16 protein-coding genes are annotated in these 19,179 nt (G+C 33.6%); 2 read left to right on the forward strand and 14 right to left on the reverse strand.

The features are described 5' to 3' along the window. Positions 1 to 25: 25 nt before the first annotated feature. A complete protein-coding gene (locus HYN56_RS14140) occupies positions 26 to 1,294 on the forward strand; it encodes a tetratricopeptide repeat protein (RefSeq protein WP_109192770.1) in 1,269 nt (422 codons plus the stop codon). Between the two features lie 68 nt (positions 1,295 to 1,362). Here the strand turns inward: HYN56_RS14140 and HYN56_RS14145 are convergent, their stop codons facing one another. From HYN56_RS14145 to HYN56_RS14175, 7 genes are all read right to left on the reverse strand, one after another. After that, complete coding sequence (locus tag HYN56_RS14145; protein ID WP_109192771.1) at positions 1,363 to 1,782, reverse strand: OsmC family protein; 420 nt, start codon at positions 1,780 to 1,782, stop codon at positions 1,363 to 1,365. Between the two features lie 363 nt (positions 1,783 to 2,145). Beyond that, positions 2,146 to 4,125, reverse strand: coding sequence for a DUF349 domain-containing protein (locus tag HYN56_RS14150; RefSeq protein ID WP_109192772.1), 1,980 nt, complete (start codon positions 4,123 to 4,125; stop codon positions 2,146 to 2,148). A gap of 250 nt (positions 4,126 to 4,375) precedes the next feature. Then, the gene (locus tag HYN56_RS14155; RefSeq protein WP_109194808.1) at positions 4,376 to 5,122 is read right to left on the reverse strand and encodes a lipid A phosphoethanolamine transferase; all 747 of its coding nucleotides are present in this window, start codon (positions 5,120 to 5,122) and stop codon (positions 4,376 to 4,378) included. Between the two features lie 66 nt (positions 5,123 to 5,188). Further along, entirely contained in the window at positions 5,189 to 5,941 is a 753-nt protein-coding gene (locus HYN56_RS14160; RefSeq protein WP_109192773.1) for a shikimate dehydrogenase family protein, read from the reverse strand. Between the two features lie 2 nt (positions 5,942 to 5,943). After that, on the reverse strand, positions 5,944 to 7,338 hold the full coding sequence (locus tag HYN56_RS14165) for a tetratricopeptide repeat protein (protein WP_091491100.1): 1,395 nt from the start codon (positions 7,336 to 7,338) through the stop codon (positions 5,944 to 5,946). 262 nt (positions 7,339 to 7,600) lie between these two features. Next, positions 7,601 to 8,794 carry an aspartate aminotransferase family protein gene (locus HYN56_RS14170; protein ID WP_109192774.1) on the reverse strand — a complete coding sequence of 398 codons (1,194 nt, stop codon included), beginning with the start codon at positions 8,792 to 8,794 and terminating at the stop codon, positions 7,601 to 7,603. 112 nt (positions 8,795 to 8,906) lie between these two features. Then, the gene (locus HYN56_RS14175) at positions 8,907 to 10,586 is read right to left on the reverse strand and encodes an OstA-like protein (RefSeq protein WP_109192775.1); all 1,680 of its coding nucleotides are present in this window, start codon (positions 10,584 to 10,586) and stop codon (positions 8,907 to 8,909) included. Positions 10,587 to 10,874: 288 nt separating this feature from the next. Between HYN56_RS14175 and HYN56_RS14180 the strand changes: the two genes are divergently transcribed. Next, positions 10,875 to 12,743, forward strand: coding sequence for an alpha-amylase family protein (locus HYN56_RS14180; protein ID WP_109192776.1), 1,869 nt, complete (start codon positions 10,875 to 10,877; stop codon positions 12,741 to 12,743). A gap of 63 nt (positions 12,744 to 12,806) precedes the next feature. Here the strand turns inward: HYN56_RS14180 and HYN56_RS14185 are convergent, their stop codons facing one another. From HYN56_RS14185 to ftsH, 7 genes are all read right to left on the reverse strand, one after another. Next, positions 12,807 to 13,865 carry a glycoside hydrolase family 130 protein gene (locus HYN56_RS14185; RefSeq protein ID WP_109192777.1) on the reverse strand — a complete coding sequence of 353 codons (1,059 nt, stop codon included), beginning with the start codon at positions 13,863 to 13,865 and terminating at the stop codon, positions 12,807 to 12,809. A gap of 72 nt (positions 13,866 to 13,937) precedes the next feature. After that, positions 13,938 to 14,717 carry a superoxide dismutase gene (locus HYN56_RS14190; protein WP_109192778.1) on the reverse strand — a complete coding sequence of 260 codons (780 nt, stop codon included), beginning with the start codon at positions 14,715 to 14,717 and terminating at the stop codon, positions 13,938 to 13,940. Between the two features lie 8 nt (positions 14,718 to 14,725). Next, a complete protein-coding gene (locus HYN56_RS14195; protein WP_109192779.1) occupies positions 14,726 to 14,995 on the reverse strand; it encodes an acyl-CoA-binding protein in 270 nt (89 codons plus the stop codon). Next, positions 14,996 to 15,649 (reverse strand): phosphatidylserine decarboxylase family protein, encoded by a 654-nt coding sequence (locus HYN56_RS14200; protein WP_109192780.1) that lies wholly within the window; start codon positions 15,647 to 15,649, stop codon positions 14,996 to 14,998. Next, the gene (locus HYN56_RS14205; RefSeq protein ID WP_109192781.1) at positions 15,639 to 16,529 is read right to left on the reverse strand and encodes a phosphatidate cytidylyltransferase; all 891 of its coding nucleotides are present in this window, start codon (positions 16,527 to 16,529) and stop codon (positions 15,639 to 15,641) included. The genes HYN56_RS14200 and HYN56_RS14205 overlap by 11 nt, the downstream gene beginning before the upstream one ends. Position 16,530: 1 nt before the next feature. After that, positions 16,531 to 17,136, reverse strand: a complete 606-nt coding sequence (locus tag HYN56_RS14210) for a lactate utilization protein B/C (RefSeq protein ID WP_109192782.1) — start codon at positions 17,134 to 17,136, stop codon at positions 16,531 to 16,533. Between the two features lie 116 nt (positions 17,137 to 17,252). Beyond that, complete coding sequence (ftsH, locus tag HYN56_RS14215) at positions 17,253 to 19,178, reverse strand: ATP-dependent zinc metalloprotease FtsH (RefSeq protein WP_109192783.1); 1,926 nt, start codon at positions 19,176 to 19,178, stop codon at positions 17,253 to 17,255. Position 19,179: the final 1 nt, after the last annotated feature.

Raw genomic sequence — 19,179 nt, forward strand, 5'->3', positions numbered from 1 at the left:
AATTTAAATACAAATAAATATCACTATGAAAAGTAAATATGTAATACTTGCTTCAGCATTATTGATCTCTATGGCTTCTTTTGCACAAAAAGATCAGATTAAAGGTGCTGAAAAAGCTTTAAAAGGAGGAGATGCTCAGGGAGCAATTACAATTTTAAATGATGCTGAAAATATGGTTGCAAATGCTAAAGATACAGAGCAGGCGCAATTTTATTTTGTAAAAGGAAATGCTTATTTAGAGCTTGCTGATAAAAAAGTAGAAGAAAGCAAAAACTTAACTGCTGCAGCTGAAAGTTACAAGAAATTAATTGAGATTGAAAAAACTTCAGGAAAACAGAAGTATTCAACTCAGGCAGCGACTTCTATTAGCAGTATCAAAGCAAAATTGATTAACTCTGCTATTGCAGATACTCAGTCAAACAAAAATGTTGAAGGAGCAAAAAAATTATATGATGCTTATGCTTTAGACAGAAATGATACAATTAACTTGTATTATGCGGCTTCAACAGCGGTAAATGCACAAGATTTTGATCTTGCTTTGCCAATGTATGAGGAATTGAAAAAACTGAACTACTCTGGAAAAGGGACTTTGTTTTTAGCTTCAAATAAAGCGAGTGGTAACGAAGATAACTTTGCTAATGCTAAAGAAAGAGATATGGCTGTAAAATTAGGTACTCACGAAAAACCTAAAACAGAAGCTATTCCTTCAAAAAGAGGTGAAATCTACAAAAACTTAGCTTTGATCTTAGTTCAAAAAGGACGTACTGAAGAGGCTAAAAAAGCAATCGCAGATGCAAGAAAAGCAAATCCGGAAGATACTTCTTTAATCTTAACTGAAGCTAATTTATATCTTGAGACTAAAGATTTTGATATGTACAAAAAATTAGTTGGTGAGGCTTTAGAGAAAGATCCAAACAATGCTGATTTAGTATTCAACTTAGGAGTAATTAGTTCAGGTGCAAAAAACAATGCAGACGCTGAGAAATATTACTTAAAAGCGATTGAAATTAATCCTAACTATACAAATGCTTATTTAAATCTTGCTGCATTAAAATTAGAAGCAGAAAAACCGATCATTGATGAAATGAATAAATTAGGTACTTCTGCGAAAGATATGAAACGTTACGATGTTTTAAAAGCACAAAGAGAAAATGTTTTTAAAGGTGTAATTCCTTACCTTAAAAAAGCAAATGAGTTAGATCCTAAAAACGAAGATGTTTCTAAAACATTATTAGGGGTTTACAGTGCTCTTGAAATGACAGCTGAAGCTAAAGCATTAAAAGCTAAAATGTAATAGGCTTTCGTTATAAATAGAAAAAACCATTCGCTGCGGCGAATGGTTTTTTTTATGCTTAATTTTTTTTAGCTAATTAATTCAGCTGATAATGTAATTGTGGTATTTAATAATTTAGAAATCGGACAGATTTCTTTTGCTTTATTGGCTGTAGCTGTAAATTCCTCTGCAGAAATTGATGGAACTTTTCCTTTTAGGTCTAAATGGATTAAAGTTATAGAACCATCTTCAAAGGTTACTGTCGCTTCTGTAGTTAAATCATCTGCAGTGAATCCTGCTTCGTTTAATAAAAAGCTTAATTGCATGGTAAAACAGCCGGAATGAGCTGCTGCAACTAATTCTTCCGGGTTTGTACCAACACCGTCAGCGAATCTTGTTTTAAAAGAGAGTTGAGCATTATCTAAAGTGGTACTTTGAGTACTAATAGTTCCTGTTCCTTCCATACCGGTTCCTTTCCAGTTGGCGTGTGCTTTTCTTGTAAATTTCATTTGTGTGGTATTAAAATTAATAAAATGTTGTTATTGGTTTGATTATCAAATGATAATGTGGTAAATCAAATATAATCAATATTTTACAGAATTGTTTTATAGAGTTTAACCAGAATGTTAAGTTTTTTCGATTGGTATGAATTTTATACCCAAAGCACGCAAGGTTTTTTTTATTACATTGTTCAGGTCAATAAAAAGTTCGCAAAGCTTTGTGCAGATCAAGCTTTGCGAACTTTACTTTTTCTATAAGGTGCAAATGAAAAAATCTTGCGTGCTTTGCGATATAGAAAAAGCATTCAAACAAAAAAAAGGTGTAATGAATATCTCTCACTACACCTTTATATAATTTGTTTTAACTCAGATCTATTCCTGACCTAAATTTCTTAATTGTTTCAGTTTGTCTTTCCAAACCTCAAGACTTTCTTTGTGAATTGCAATGTTTTTGCGTACTTCTGTGACAATAGAATTCTCTTTTTTAGCGTTTTTCGTATTAGCAAAAAACTGAATATTGTTCTCTAATTGGAAAATTTCATTTTGAACCTCTTCAATTTTACGCATAATAAAGATTTTTTCGTTATCTAATTTACGAGTATCATTGCTATCTGATAAAGAATCAATACGATTTGCAAAACGCATCATTTCAGATTCTTTTTTGCTTAGGCTTAATTTTTCAAAAAGAGCATCCAGGATTTTATTGAATTTTCCTTCGATATGACGTCTTGAAAAAGGCACTTTTCCAAATCCTTTCCAGGTTTCTATATGTGCTTTTATGCCATCCAAATCTGTTTTGTGATCTCCTGTTAACTGAAAAGCTCTTAGAACTTCCAAATATGCTTTTTTGTTGTCAAAAGCAGCTACTTCTTCGCTGTTTTCTTCAGATTTGTGTTCTTTTAATTTATCAAAATAATGATTGCAGGCATCTTTAAACTCTTTCCAGATTTTGTCTGAATATTTTTTAGGAACGTGCCCGATTTGTTTCCATTCTTCCTGAATTTGTTTCATTACAGGAGTTGTCGCCTGAAAATCGGTGCTTTCCTGTAATTCTTTTGCTTTAGCTACAAGAGCAAGTTTTTTATTTAAATTGTCATTTTGATCTTTCTTGATATCCTTATAGAAAGAATTTTTAAATGCATTGAAATTTCTAACGGCAGTTTTAAATGCAGCCCAGGTTTCCTCGTTAACCTCAGACGGGACTTTTCCTGCTGCAAAAAACTCATTTCTTAAGTCTTCTACTTTTTGAATTTGCACCAGCCATTGAGAGTGAGAGTTTACTTTTTCAGTACCTAAAACAGCTATTTTAGAAATGATTTCTTTTTTAATTTCAAGATTCTGCTGTTCGTTTGCTCTTTGGTTTTCGAACAATACTTCTCTTTTGTCGTGTATTTTTTTTGTTAATTCACTAAATTGATTCCAGATTGTATCACGGTGTTCTTTAGAAACCGGTCCAATATCTTCTTTCCAGATTCGGTGTAAATCCTGTAATTCACGGAACGCCTTATTTACGTCAGCATCATTTGCAAGCTCTTCAACACGTGCGATTATTTTTTGTTTTAACTCTAAGTTGTGTTTAAAATCTAAATCTCTTGCCTCGCGGTCTAAATGAAGATAATCGTAGAAATTTTCTACATGAAAATGATAATTATTCCAAACGTGATTGTATTTGTCTTTTGGAATTGCACCTGCATTTTTCCATCTTTCTCTTAATTCATTGAAATGTTTAAGAGTGTCTTTTATATTTTCCTGAGGATTAATCAGTTCTTTTAATTCTTCAACAATAGCCAGACGGGTATCTAAATTCGTTTTTAAATTAGTCTGTAAATGTTTAAAATGAGTATTTTTTTTATCTCTAAAAACATTATAATATTCGTCGAATTTTAATTTTAAAGGCAGGTGATATTCAAATTCTTCATTTGGATCCGTGTTAGAAGCCAGAAATTCTTCTTTCTTTTCCTCCAAAAGATGATGATATTGCAGCAAGAAAGCTTTTTTGATTTCTTCAATATGGTCTTTTACCGACATTACTTTGTCTGTATTGACCAATTTCTTTAATTCATCTACAAGAGCATCCAGAGAGAATGTATTGTAGTCCTGCATTGGAATATCATGACGTTCTTTTAAAGTCTCGTCTTCACTTTCTGCAGCATTAGAATTTGTGATAACATCTAATGCTTCCTGATGAGCATTTTCGGTGTCATCTGATAAGTTTTCAGTTTCTAAGGCTGAATTTTCAACTAAAGTTTCAGGATTAGATGTTTCAATTGCATCATTTGCTGTAGAATCATTGATCTCGATTCCTGATTTTCCGTCTGCATCATGCAGGTTATCATTCTTTTCTTCTAACATCTTTAAAATGTATAAGGTTTTTATTTTAAACAGAGCGAAAGATAGTAAAGGTGTTTCTAAATACAAAATAAATCGCTTGATTATGCTGTATTTTAAGACGAAATTCCTATTCTTTAAGCTTATTCACTATTATGTTGAATGGCTTTTGATTGAATAACTGAGGTATCCATAAATTCAAAATCTGCATTCTTTTTTTGATTATTACTGTAAAAATATAAATTAGTAAGGTTCTATTGATTTTTTTCTTTGACTAGAAAAGAATCAAAACCCCCATTTCAATTCCGAAATTGTAGGTTCTGTTTGCGCCAAATCCTGCGCTTGGATGTATGTAAACTAAATTTGTCGGGGTAATTTTTCGTCCAAATTCTACGAAAGCATTGTTTTGAAAACCTTCGATCATAGAATTATATCTAAAAGCGACATCTCCTGCGACCCAATTTTTTCCAAAAAAGTGAAGTACTACATTTTCAAAAACAGTCACACTGATGTCGTTTCGATCATTTTGACCAGCAAAACTTCCTTGATATTCTAGAGTTGACAGCCATAGGAATTTTTTTTCAAATAAATATTTTCCATAAATTACTGCGGGCATTGCAACCCATTTTCCAGTTCCAAAATTTGGATCTGCTGCAGTATTGGCATACACTCTTGCTCTTACTGCAATTCCGTTTGTATTTTTCATATAAGGAATATAACTTATTCCCATACCGACGTCTCCAATTGCTGTTTTGTTAATGGAGCTGGTATTTGCTGAAATTAATGGAAGATCAAAGCGTAAATTCCAGGCTTTGTTTCCAATTGGAAGCAGAACACGTAATTGAGTAGTGTTAAATGATCCATTATCGGTATCTAAATACTCATCAAAAAATATAATTGTCTTAAGAAAATAGTGATAACGAGGCTCAGAGAAAGGACTTTGTAGGGTATCATTTTCCTGAGCTGAAAGTAGATTGTTAAATAAAAAAAATAAAATGCTAAGTAATTGTATTTTTCTCATAACCATCTGTTAATAAGTGATTTAAAAATACAAAAAATACATTAACATTTTATTTTTTACTTCTTTTTATTTGTTCCAGATTTTCCACGCTTTTTCTGCCTGATAAATCAGCATGTCGTGACCGTTTTTTATCACAGCACCTCTTTCTTTTGCTAATTTTAGAAAAGTAGTTTCGGCCGGATTGTAAATTAAGTCGTAAGCAATATGTTTTTCTGTAAAAAACTCATACGGCAGGTTTGGACAGGCGTCAATGTTCGGACTTGTTCCAACTGGCGTACAATTGATTATGATTTGAAAATTGTCAAAAGTTGTAGCGTTGATCAAATCGTAATCGATAATATTTTCTTTGGCTTCTCTGGAAACAAAAGTATAGGGAATGCCTAATTCATCAAGAGCAAAAGCAACACCTTTAGAAGCGCCTCCAGTTCCCAAGATTAGGGCTTTTTTATGATGGGGCTCTAAAAGTGGTTCTAATGACTTTTTGAATCCGTAATAATCAGTATTGTAACCTTTTAATTTACCATTTTTAGTAAATTTTATAGTATTAACAGCACCAATTAAAGTAGCTTTTCGCGATAGTTTATCTAAGAAAGGAATAACTTGTTCTTTATACGGAATAGTAACATTTAAACCCTTTAAATCCGGGTTGTTTTTAATTAATTCGGTGAAATAATTAATTTCCGAAATGTCAAAATTCTCGTAGCTGTTACCAGCAAAGACTTCATTGTTAAATTTTTCTGTAAAATAACCTTTTGAAAAAGAGTAGCTAATGTTGCGCCCCAATAATCCAAAACGTCTTCTTAATAAAATATCAACCATTATTATTTACGATGTTTTTCTATATAATTTTTAACTGTTTTCTTTGACCATACAACCGGAAATAAATCTTCAATTAAGATGTAATTATCAAAATTAAGACGTAATCCATTGCTTAAGTGGAACTTCGCTTTTGTGGTGTCTTGAATCATAAAGTACAATCCAGCCAAACGATATTCGATTTCGTTTTCTTCAGGAAAATATTCTGACGCTTGTAACAAAGTCTGAATAGCACTTTCGAATTCTCCTAAAAACTGTAGAATATCAACCCAGTACAACCAGGTATCTAACGCATAATCTCCAAACTCAACCGCTTTTCTAAAACCGAATTCGGCTTCTTCAAAGAAATTCATGTGTTTGTTGATTGTCGCATATCTTTTCCAGTACAAACGATTTTGATTGTCGATTGCCAAAGCTTTATTGACAAAAAACAATGCTTTTTGATAGTTTTTCTGGCGAAGATGAAAATCGGTTATGGCAATCCAGCCTTTGTCTAAAAGTGGATCTTCATGAACAGTCTGGTTATAATATTGAATCGCTTTCGCTAAATTCCCTAGTTTCTCATAACATTTACCAATTCGAAGCAAGGCATAAGATGTTGCATCGTCTAATTCGATGGTTCTGTTATAGCTTTCAATCGCTTCATTATATTTTTTCAGACGTTCATAAGCTTTTGCTTTTTCCATAAAAGCGCCTAAGAATTCGTCATCAATCAACGTTGCATAATCAAATGCACGAATAGCATTTTCATATTCTTTTACGCCATAATGAAGACGTCCAAGCTGATGCCATGCAATTTCGCTGTACGGATTTCGGTTAATATATTCGTTAAGATATACAATAGCTTCCTGATTTTGATCTAAAAATTCAAAACAGTATACCACGTTATAAAGAGCAGATTGATCTTCTAAATCTTCTTCAAGACATTTAATAAAATTCTCTTTTGCCAGCTCGAGATTATCCATAAAAAGATATTCCATTCCAATCAAATTATACACATCAGCATAATCATCAGTGTATTGCAACGCGATTTTTAACAGTTCAACTGCTTTTTCGTGTTGATCTCTTTTAGAACAGATATTGGCTTTTTGGATGTAGATTTCCTCGTTGTTAGGTTCAATTGCGTACAACTCATTCAGAAGCTTTTCAGCCAGATCGAGTTTATCATCATAAACCAGCATTTCTACTTGTACTAATTTTAAGCCTGTAGATTTTGGATGCTGATCTAATGCAAGTTTTAAGGCCTTTTTTGCTAAATTAGCCTTACCTATGTCTAAATAATGAAGAATGATTTCTTCGAATTCTTCAGAATCAAAAAAGAGTACTTTGTTCGTTTTTAACATCGACTCAAATTTGGATAGGGATAGGTTATAATCTTCTTCTTCGTTGCTTAATTGCATACTTCGTGTATTTGAAATTAGCCTGATATAAATTTAGGCAACCATATAATTGTTGTAAGGATAAGAAATTAATTGTTTTGAACAATTTAATTAACAATATATAGCGTTTTTTATTCTGTTTTGGGAAGAAATCTCTTTTATTATCAAGAGATTAGCTTCAGTTTTGTCTTTTTTCTGTTAATGCTGAAAAGTTTCATCAAAATATAGAGCAAGTTGAAACCAATGTCATGTTAATTAGAGTGTATGAAAATTAGGATGGTTTTTATTTCGTATTCTTTTTCATTATTTCATCCATAACCTCTAAAATAATCGCGCAGCCTTCTCTAATTTCCTCTTCTGAAATAGTTAAAGGAGGTGTAATTCGTATAGCACATCCTTCAAATAAAAGCCAAAATAAGATCAATCCTTTGTCCTGACAACTTAAAATGACTTCGTTGGTAATTTCAGCAGATTCTGTCATTGCTGCGAGCATTAATCCTTTTCCTCTAACTTCTGTTATCAAAGGATGTACCAAAAGCGATCTGAAGAGTTTTTCCTTCTCCAGCGTTTCTGCCATTAAATTTGTTTCAGTTAATTCCTGCAAAGTAGCTAAACAGGCTGACGCAATGACAGGGTGACCTCCAAAAGTAGTAATATGACCTAATTTTGGGTTTTCGGTTAAAAGATCCATTCTTTCTGCAGATGCTGTAAAAGCTCCAACAGGCATTCCACCGCCCATTCCTTTACCCATTACGACAATGTCGGGAACGACATCGTAATTCTGAAAACCAAAGAGTTTTCCTGTTCTTCCAAAACCTGGCTGGATTTCGTCTACAATCATTAAAGCGCCAACTTCTTCACAGCGTTTTTTTACCTTTTGTAAAAAATTGTTTTCCGGCTGAATAAAACCGGCACCGCCCTGAATAGTTTCTAAAAGAATGGCTGCTGTTCGGGTTGTTATCTTTTGTAAATCTTCTTCGTTATTGAAAGTAATAAAATCGACATCCGGAAGCAATGGTCTAAAGGCTTGTTTGCGTTCTTCAAATCCCATAACACTCATCGATCCCATCGTGTTTCCGTGATAAGCATTATGACATGAAATGAGCTGACTTCTCCCAGTAGTTCTTTTGGCCAATTTTAAAGCGCCTTCAATAGCTTCCGTACCCGAATTAACTAAATACGTTTTGTTAAGTGATTCAGGCAGGAGCGAAGCCATCATTTTACAATATTGAACAGCTGGACTCTGCGAATATTCTCCATAAACCATTACGTGAGAATATTTATCCAGTTGGTCTTTTATTGCCTGATTTACTCTTGGATGCTGATGCCCAAGTGTACAAGCTGAAACTCCGGCAACGAAATCTAAATATTTTTTATCGTTTGTGTCGTATATGTATGAACCAATGGCGTGCGAAACTTCCATTCCTAAAGGATAAGGAGAAGTTTGTGCCTGGTATTTTATAAAATCTGGATTCATTTTTTTTAAGCTTCTAAGTTGCTGAGATGCTGAGATACTAAGATTTTTAGGTTAATCGTAATCACACTTTTCAGTCTTAAGAATAACTGAAAACTGTTACTGTGACTGAAAACTATTTTTTCTTAGGTGTTATTGCAGGTTTAACAGCGGGTTTCTTTTTGTCGTAATCTAAAGTTTCCTTTCTGACTTTCATTGGGACATTTTTCCCTTTTTCCTCTTCTTCTTTCCCTTGCTGAATTAGTTTTTCGTTCATTTCATTTTCTTCTGCGGTGAAAATATCGTCTTTGGATTTGATACGTTCGTCACCGCGCCAGACCATTCCTCGAAGTTTACGGGCATTTTCGGGAAGTTCATCTTCCGGAAACATATCGCCATCAACATTGTTGAAAAGGGTAAGAGTCTCAATTTTATTGTCTTCCAGAATCAAATTGATTTTACTGCTTACGCTTTTATCAATTCCTACGAGTTCGTTCTGATCATTCCGACTGTAATAAATGACTTCGGTGTTTTTGATTATGTCAACATAATGGAGTTTACCGTCCCGAAATTTTCCAAATAGATTGAGTCCCTTGACTTGATTATATCCAGTTCCAAGTGTATCTTTTGAGATGAGGAAAGTGTTATTTAAAACTTTTAACGAATCTATCTTTCGTGTGGTTTTATCGCCAATCAGATGCATGATATCGCCGGTAATCTGGCTTTCTCCATTCCAAATAATCGGGTTTCCAATTAATTTGGTTAAGGCAATTTTAGAATCAGAATGTATAGAATCACATTTACCGCTCATGTCAATTTTAAAGAAACGTACATTTTTATACGCTCTCAAAATTCTTTCGCCTTCTTTTCCGGTAACCATTAATTTCTGTCCGTGAATGTAAACCGAGTCATTTTCAACTAAATTGATTGCAACGGCTCTTTTGGTTACAAACATGGAATCTTTTAGTTTGAAAAGTTCTGCATAATGCCCTTTTACAATTCCTTTATTAATAGAATCTGTAATCTTGACATTTCGCGTCGCCGATGCAAATTCGGTATTTCGGTTGTAAAACAAACTATCGCCTTCTATACGCCGATCATCATATTTTATATACGATTTTCTCAGAAAATGGGCTAAGTTTTTCTTTGTGTCGTAAAAACCTTTTTCGGTATAAATATAATTTTCTTTACTTGTAATAGTAGAAGGTCCAAGAAGATAAGTATGACCTGAATTGCTGTAATAATCCAAATGATTGGATTTGATTACATATTTAGGATTTGTAATAACTACTTCAGTCAGGAACTGGAATTTCTTTTGTTCGGCATAATATCTTCCAGATTTACTCACTAGAGTATTGTCCTTGTTTACAATAGTTCCTTTAGTGTTGTAGAAAGCTTCCTGAACATTTCGGTCAAAGTTAATCGTATCAGTTCGCAATGTAGCATCTGGCGAGGTTAAAACAGCATCTCCTGTTGCAAAAGCCTTTTTCGCATTCCCGCTATATTCTGCATATTTACTGTTTAAGAATAAAGTGTCTCCCTGTACTAATTGTACATTTCCAAATGCTTTTAAATAATTCTCTTTTTGAAAAAAGTAAGCTTTATTACACGTAAGCACAACTCCGTCATGGTTTATTTTTACATTTCCGGTTAGCAAAAGAGCATCCGGAGCATTAACCTGATCTACATCAGAATAATCAGCATTCTCAATGATGATTGTTTTCGGAGTTTGAGCAGTTTTTTTTGCTTGCGCGAAAGTGAATTTGACGCTTAAAAAAGACAGACAAGTAAATATGAAAAAGAGTGATTTCTTCAACTGATTAAATTTTTGTCAAATTTATAAAAAAGGTTAGAACCTCTGGCGGATATTAGCATTAATTTATAATAAGTCTTCAACACGCAAATTGGGAAAATCGAGAGTATTTATTTTTTCAACAAAACAACGAACTCTCACGTTGTAGTTGGCTTATTTCGATTTTAAAACGGTATAAAGCCTATTAATCTTGTTCGGAGTTTTAAAAAATGAGCTACATTTAGAAAATTGTTTTTTGAGCCTTTAGAGGTTTTTAGAAAATTATAAGCTATATTTAGATTAACCCATTATATGATTAGCAAAAGATTAATTACAGCCGGAATTACATTAACTGTACTGTTTTCGGCATGTAAAACACAAGATTTAAAAATGAGTACAGCAAAAGAAGATACTACAACAGAAAAGAAAGTTGTAGTTTATCAAGTTTTTACACGCCTGTTTGGAAATAAAAATAAAACAAATAAACCCTGGGGAACCATAGAAGAGAATGGAGTTGGAAAGTTTAATGATTTTACAGATAAAGCACTTCACGAAATAAAAGATTTAGGAGTTACCTATATTTGGTATACTGGTGTACCTCATCATGCTTTGGTGCGTGATTATACAGCGTATGGAATTTCAAATGATGATCCCGAAGTAGTAAAAGGAAGAGCAGGTTCTCCTTATGCGGTAAAAGATTATTATAACGTAAATCCAGATCTGGCTGTTGATCCAGCCAAACGCCTTGAAGAATTTGAAGCTTTGATAAAGCGTACTCATAACGCAGGTTTAAAAGTACTTATTGATATTGTTCCAAATCATATTGCGAGAAAATATGAAGGAAAATCAAATCCAGCTGGTGTAAAAGATTTTGGTGCAGATGATGATGCTTCTTTAGAATATAAACGAGATAATAATTTCTATTATATTCCAAAGGAACATTTTGAAATTCCGGATGGCGATATTCCGTTAAACGGAGAAAAAAATCCGCTTGTTGATGGGAAATTTGATGAAAATCCTGCAAAATGGACAGGAAATGGTTCGCGTAAAGTAAAACCGGATCAAAATGACTGGTACGAAACAGTTAAAGTGAATTATGGTGTTCGTCCTGACGGAAGCAAAGATTTTCCTGAACTTCCATCTGGATTTGATCAGAAATCATATCAAGAACATTTTGCTTTCTGGCAGGATAAAGACCTACCGGATTCCTGGAAGAAGTTCAGAGATATTGCTTTGTACTGGACAGCAAAAGGAGTGGACGGATTTCGTTATGATATGGCCGAAATGGTGCCGTATGAATTTTGGAGTTATATGAACTCTTCAATTAAAATGAAGAATCCAGATGCATTTTTACTGGCAGAAGTCTATAATCCGAATGAGTATCGCAATTACATTCGTTTAGGAAAAATGGATTATTTGTATGATAAAGTGGAAACTTACGATAAACTGAAAGATATTATTCGTGGAAAATCGTCTCCTGATGAATTAAATGATATACAAAATCGAATGACGGATATTGAGCATCATATGCTTCATTTTTTAGATAATCATGACGAACAACGTTTGGCAAGTTCTGAGTTTGCAGGAACTCCCGAACGAGGAAAACCACTAATGGTAGTTTCGGCAACAATAAGTACATCGCCAACAATGGTTTATTTTGGACAAGAAGTAGGAGAGGCCGGAAATGAAGATGCGGGTTTTGGAAAACCTACTCGAACTTCAATTTTTGATTATATCGGAGTTCCAAATCATCAACGTTGGATGAATGAAGGTAAGTTTGATGGAGGACAATTATCTGATTCAGAAAAAAATCTGCGTGATTTTTACAAACGATTACTGAGTTTTACAATAAACAGCAGTGCTTTAATGGGAAGTTTTGAAGAAATTCAAGCTATAAATCGTCAAAATTCGAATTATGATGCATTGTTGTATTCTTATGTTCGTTGGTCAGAAAAACAAAAACTGATTGTAATTGCTAATTTCTCTTCAGAAAAAGAAAGTGAATTTGAATTAAAAATTCCGTCAACTCTTATTTCAAAATGGAATCTTAAGGATGGTTCTTACGTACTTATAGATAAATTATATTCAGTCAGTAAAACTTATCTTACCGTTAAAAATGGTGAAGGTTCTGCAAGAGTAAAAATCAAACCTTCTGAATCATTTATTTATGAAGTAAACTAAAATGAAGTAAAATAAAAGAAAACTTGCTTAGAACTAATTAAGGTTTAAGCAAGTTTTTTGTTTTTAAACTTCTTTTAAAAGCGAAAGGATTTCTTTGATTGAAAATTGAGCACCACAAACAAATTCGTCAGACGCTCCATAATAAACAGTCAGCGTATCGCCGTCAGGTTCTATAACATGACCATTTGTAAATACCACATTTCCAAAAAAGCCACTTAATTCGTAATCCGTTGTCGGAAACATAATAGGAGTTTCAGTTCTTGAAATGACTTTTGCAGGATTTTCTACATCTAATAGAAAAGCCCCCAGACAATATTGATGCGCTTCATTTGCTCCATGATAAATTTCGAGCCAGCCTTTTTCTGTTTTAATGGGTGCTGCACCGGCACCAACTCTTTTACTGTCCCAATTTCCTTTTCTGGTTTTGATGATACATTTATGATTTCCCCAATGAATGCCATCAGGAGATGAAGCAATCCAAATATAATTTCCGCCAATATCTACACTGCTTGGTCGGTGCAAAGCATAAAATAAACCATTTATTTTTTCTTCAAAAATGGCACAATCCTTATTGTGAGGAGGAAATATCATTCCGTGTTTTTCAAAAGTTTTCCAGTCGGTTGTGGTTCGCAAACCAACTCCGACACCATTATTGGAAACGGAAGTAAAAGTCAGATAATATTTTCCTTCAATTAAAGAAACACGGCAATCTTCTATTCCGAAGGTTTCTAGTATGCCTTCGCCAACTAAAAGAGGGTGATTTTTAGGCTCGTAGAAATGTTTTCCATCTTCGCTGCAGAGTAAACGAATATGAGATAAGGTTGTTAAATAATCAATCCCCTGATAATTGATAACACGTGCATCTGTTGCGATTAGTTCTGGATGATCTTTTAGAATTTCTATAATTTCAATTAAACCATTTTCTGTTAGTATTGGAAAAGAAATACTATTTTCAGCTTGTTTTGGTCTCTCAGCAACTCTTACGGCCAGCCAGATTTTATTTTCAAATCGAAAAACTCCCGGATTTAAAAGACAGGTGATTTCTAATCCTTCTCTGCTTGCGGATAAATCTGATGGAGACAATAATGGGTTTTCTAAAAAACGATTGGCAATATCTTTCATGTTATTCGTGTTTAGAGTTACCCTTAAGGTATAAAAAAAAGCTGATACTTTATTTGGTATCAGCTTTTTGTTTTATACTTTTTTGACCTTTTTAAGTGCTTCGACATAATATTCGTTCACTTTTTCCCAATTAATATGGTCGTAAAAAGCGTCAATATAACTTCCTTTTCTGTTTTGATAATCCAGATAATAGGCATGTTCCCAAAGATCGATTCCTAAAATTGGTGTTCCTGGAATCAGAGCATTTTTCATTAAAGGATTGTCCTGATCTTCTGTTGTGGTAATTTGTAATTTCCCATAACGATCCACAACCAGCCAAACCCATCCAGAACCAAATTGTTTTTCGGATTGTGCTTTAAACTGATTCGTTAAATTATTAAAAGAGCCAAATTCTTTACTAATAGAGCCGGCAAGAGTATCTTTTGGAGTTTGCTCTTTTGGAGTTAAGACATTAAAGTAAAGCGTATGATTGTAATATCCTCCCGCGTTTTGACGAAGTTTAGCATTATTTAAATCCATCTTTTTCAAAATATCCTCAATCGGCATATTTTCGAACTCTGTCGATACAATCTCTTTATTAAAATTGTTGGTGTAAGAAAGATAGTGTTTGGAATAATGCGTTTCCATAGTCAAAGATCTTATCGCTGGCGAAAGACCATCGTACGCAAATGGTAATTTTGTCATTTCAAAAGAACCCGGATCGGCTTTGACATCATTAGGCGAACCTATAGTGATTTTCTCTTCTTTTGTTGGAAGAGGAACCTCAACTACTTCAGTAAGCTTATCTTCTTTACAGGAAAATAATAGTAAAAATGAAGCTAAAGCAGTACATAAAACAACGTTTTTCTTCATAATGTTATTTATTTTGATGTTAACGAATTAATGATCTCGATGTAATTTTCTTTTGCTTCATCAACAGACATATGACTAATCTGCATCCAGGCATTGGTTTTGAAAGCGTCTCTCAAATCAAAATTTTCAGATTGATTATAGACAGCTGTACCAAAGGTAGCTTGTTTGTAAAAAGCATAAAGTCTTAGCTGCACATCTTGCGGCAGTGAAGCCTGAGTCATTGTCATGGCAATTTCTACGGCTTCCGCAAAGCGAATATCTAAATCTTTTTCAGTCATTTATGCTTTTGTAGCAATAATTGTTTTTCCGCCAATTGCTTTCTGATTCAATTCAACGTTGATTGGTGTACCTAAAGGTAAAAATAAATCTACTCTTGATCCAAATTTAATAAAACCGGCATCAGTTCCCTGAACAACCTGCATTCCTTCTTTGGCGTAGTTTACGATTCTACGAGCTAAAGCTCCTGCAATTTGTCTGTATAAAACAGCACCAAAAGTTTCATTTTCAATTACTACGGTAGTTCTTTCGTTTTCTTCACTTGCTTTTGGATGCCAGGCAACAAGGAATTTACCAGGGTGATATTTACTGAACTTAATGATGCCATCCATTGCATAACGTGTTACATGCACATTGATTGGTGACATAAAAATCGAAACCTGTAAACGTTTATCTTTAAAGTATTCTCCTTCATAAACTTCTTCAATAACCACAACTTTTCCATCAACAGGAGCCAGAATGTGATCACTGTTTCTTACTGCAATTCTTTTAGGATTTCTAAAGAATTGTAAAATAATGATCAAAATCAAAACCGCCGCAAATTGAACAAGCATTCTAAGCCATGCAATATCAATGAATTTATCAGCAATTAAAAGTACAGCTACAGTAAATACAGTACCTAGTAAAATGGACGGGCCTCCCTCTTTATGAAACATAATATAAAATTTGATAAAATAAAAATATAATTGGTGCTACAAATATAACACTATCTAATCGATCTAGAATACCTCCGTGGCCCGGCATGATGGAACCACTGTCTTTTACACCCGCAATTCTTTTAAATTTGGATTCAATCAGATCCCCGATAGTACCAAAAATACTAACGATTAAAGCAATTATTGTCCAGATTAAAATAGACATATTGCTGAATTCAGGTTTTGGCTGAATGTAAAATTTAGAGATCAAAAAACCGGCGAATGCAGCAAAAACAACACCACCCAGAAACCCCTCGACTGTTTTTTTGGGAGAAACACGTTCAAATAATTTATGTTTTCCCATTGATTTTCCGACCAAATACGCAAAAGTATCGTTGGTCCATATTAAAACAAATAACCCAATTATAATTTTTGGATTATAATCGTTTGTTCCAAATGAAATTTTAACGATAAAGATAAACGGAAGTGTGATGTATCCTAATAAATAAAGATATTTAGAAGAAGTGCTTATTTTTTGAACAGAGTCATAAAATAAAAAAATGATGCATTTAATGGAGACAACAATAGTAATAGCCAGAAGAATTAAATCCAGCTGTTTAATATTGGTTTCTAAACTTATGTTCGAATTAAAAGAATCATTAATATACTTGCTAGTTTGTTTGTTGTAATGACTAATGAGAATTGTTATGGTGTAAATTAATAGACCAAAGAGAATAGAAAATACCTTATTGAGATTTACAATATTCGAAAATTCATAAATCGTGATGATTAGGAAAACTCCAAAAAGGATAATAAAGCTTTCAGTAGAAAACAGTATCGAACTTAATAATAGAGCGATATAAACAGCACCAGAAATGGTTCTCTTCAGCGTTTCGTTCATCTTAAAGGTCTTCTAAAAGCAATAAATAAAGGTTCTTGGCAACACTTCCGTATTGGGTAAAGTCTTCTTCTTTTGCTTTTTCGAAATATTTTATTGTAGTAATATTTGTAGGTATATCTCTGTCGTACTTGCGTTTTATAGCACTCAACCCATCGCTCTTCATTGGAAGAATCTGGCTTGTTGTGGCAATGATAACAATATTTGCTGGTAATTCGTTTGGTTTATTTTGTCGAATTTGTTTAGATGAAAATAAAATTGAACCTTCGTCGGCGATAAGATTTTCGCAGCTGGCTAATAAGAATCTTGGATTTGAAGGTGCAATATAGAATAATTTGTTTTCTTCTAATAAGCCAAAAAGAGACGGTTCATAGCATAAAGCCTCTTTTTCAAACCAGTCATTTTCCTCTAATATGTTTTCAAACTGTTCTGTAACTTCACTTTTGTTTTCACAATACAGGAATTTACCTCCATTTTTTTTGAAATTGAAAATAAATTGCTCATCTAAAGATAAATGACTGTTCTGCGCAGAGCTACCTGCATATTCGCTTTCGTTCTCTTCATCAGAAGGGGCTTCACTCGAGCCAAATATTTTTTTGAAAAAATTCATTTTTTATATGAAATACTTTACATGTTAATTGAAAACGTTCAAAGATAAAAAAATCTTAATTCAAAAGGGTGTTTTGAATTAAGATTTTGAAAAATTATTACGTATTTCGTAATTATTTATGAAACTACTTCCTCAAGATTTTTGTCAAAAGTTCGTTTTCCAAATATATTTTCTAAGTCATCTTTAAAGATTACTTCTTTTTCAATCAGAATATCAGCAAGTTGATTTAACTTGTCTTTGTTTTCTTCTAATATCTGAATTGCTCTCTGGTATTGACCTTCGATTAATTCTGAAATTTCAGCATCAATAATTTTTGCTGTTTCATCAGAATACGGTTTAGAGAAATTGTATTCGCTTTGTCCCGTTGAATCGTAATACGTAACGTTTCCGATTTTATCGTTTAATCCGTAGATCGTTACCATTGCACGCGCCTGACGGGTTACTTTTTCCAAATCGCTTAATGCTCCGGTAGAAATTCTGTCAAAAGTTACTTTTTCAGCAGCTCTACCACCCATTGTAGCACACATTTCGTCTAACATCTGATCTGTTCTCACGATTTGTCTTTCTTCGGGTAAGTACCATGCAGCTCCTAAGCTTTGACCACGAGGAACAATTGTTACTTTAATAAGCGGTGCAGCATGCTCTAACATCCAGCTAACAGTAGCGTGACCAGCTTCGTGAATTGCAATTGCTCTTTTCTCTTCTGGAGTGATGATTTTGTTTTTCTTTTCTAAACCACCGATAATTCTATCTACAGCATCAAGGAAATCTTGTCTGTCAACTGCTGGTTTGTTATTACGTGCAGCAATAAGCGCAGCTTCGTTACAAACGTTAGCGATATCAGCTCCGGAGAAACCAGGTGTTTGTTTTGCTAAGAAATCTAAGTCAAGACCTTCTACTTTTTTGATAGGAGCCAAGTGTACTTTAAAGATTTCAGCTCTTTCTCTAATGTCTGGTAAGTCAACAAAAATTTGTCTGTCAAAACGTCCGGCACGCATTAAAGCTTTGTCTAAAACATCAGCTCTGTTGGTTGCAGCTAATACAATTACGTTAGAATTTGTACCAAAACCATCCATTTCTGTTAGTAATTGGTTCAAAGTGTTTTCTCTTTCGTCATTTCCGCCAGACATATTGCTTTTTCCTCTCGCTCTACCAACAGCATCGATTTCATCGATGAAAATGATAGCAGGAGATTTCTCTTTTGCTTGTTTGAATAAATCACGAACACGTGAAGCACCAACTCCAACAAACATTTCAACGAAATCAGAACCTGACAAAGAGAAGAATGGTACCTGAGCTTCACCAGCAACAGCTTTTGCTAATAAGGTTTTACCAGTTCCCGGAGGGCCTACCAATAAAGCTCCTTTTGGAATTTTACCTCCAAGATTAGTGTATTTTTCCGGATTTTTAAGAAATTCAACAATTTCCTGAATTTCTTCTTTAGCACCTTCCAGACCTGCAACATCTTTAAATGTTGTTTTGATGTCTGTTTTTTCATCGAATAATTTAGCTTTTGATTTTCCGATATTGAAAATCTGTCCGCCTCCGCCAGCACCTCCGCCAGACATTTTACGCATAATGAAAATCCATACACCCACAATGATGATGATAGGTAGTAAGCTGATTAAAATATCGCTCCAGTTATTTTTTTGAAGGAAGTTGAAATCTTTTAATTTTCCTTCGCTAACTGCTTTCTCTAATTTAGTCTGAAAAATTTGATCATTACCAATTTCCAAAGTATAATGTGGGCCTTTGTTTGGTTGTTTGAAAATATCTTCAGCTACTTTTTTATTAGCCGGGTCTTTAAGAGCCGCAGCATTTAAATATACTTCAGCCTCAGCTTTGTTGAATACAATAACTTTGTCAATCTGGCCTTTTTCTAAAAGTGTATTGAATTTAGAAGAAGTTAATTGAGCTGGTTCGCTTAAGCTCGATCCTCCTGTGGCAAAACTTATGAATAAAAAAACTAAAAGTATTGCGGTGTATATTAACCAAGGACTTATTTTAAATTTATTCGGATTTGGATTATTATCTTTAGCCATT

The sequence above is a fragment of the Flavobacterium crocinum genome, from assembly GCF_003122385.1.
In the GTDB taxonomy this organism is placed as follows: Bacteria; Bacteroidota; Bacteroidia; order Flavobacteriales; family Flavobacteriaceae; genus Flavobacterium; species Flavobacterium crocinum.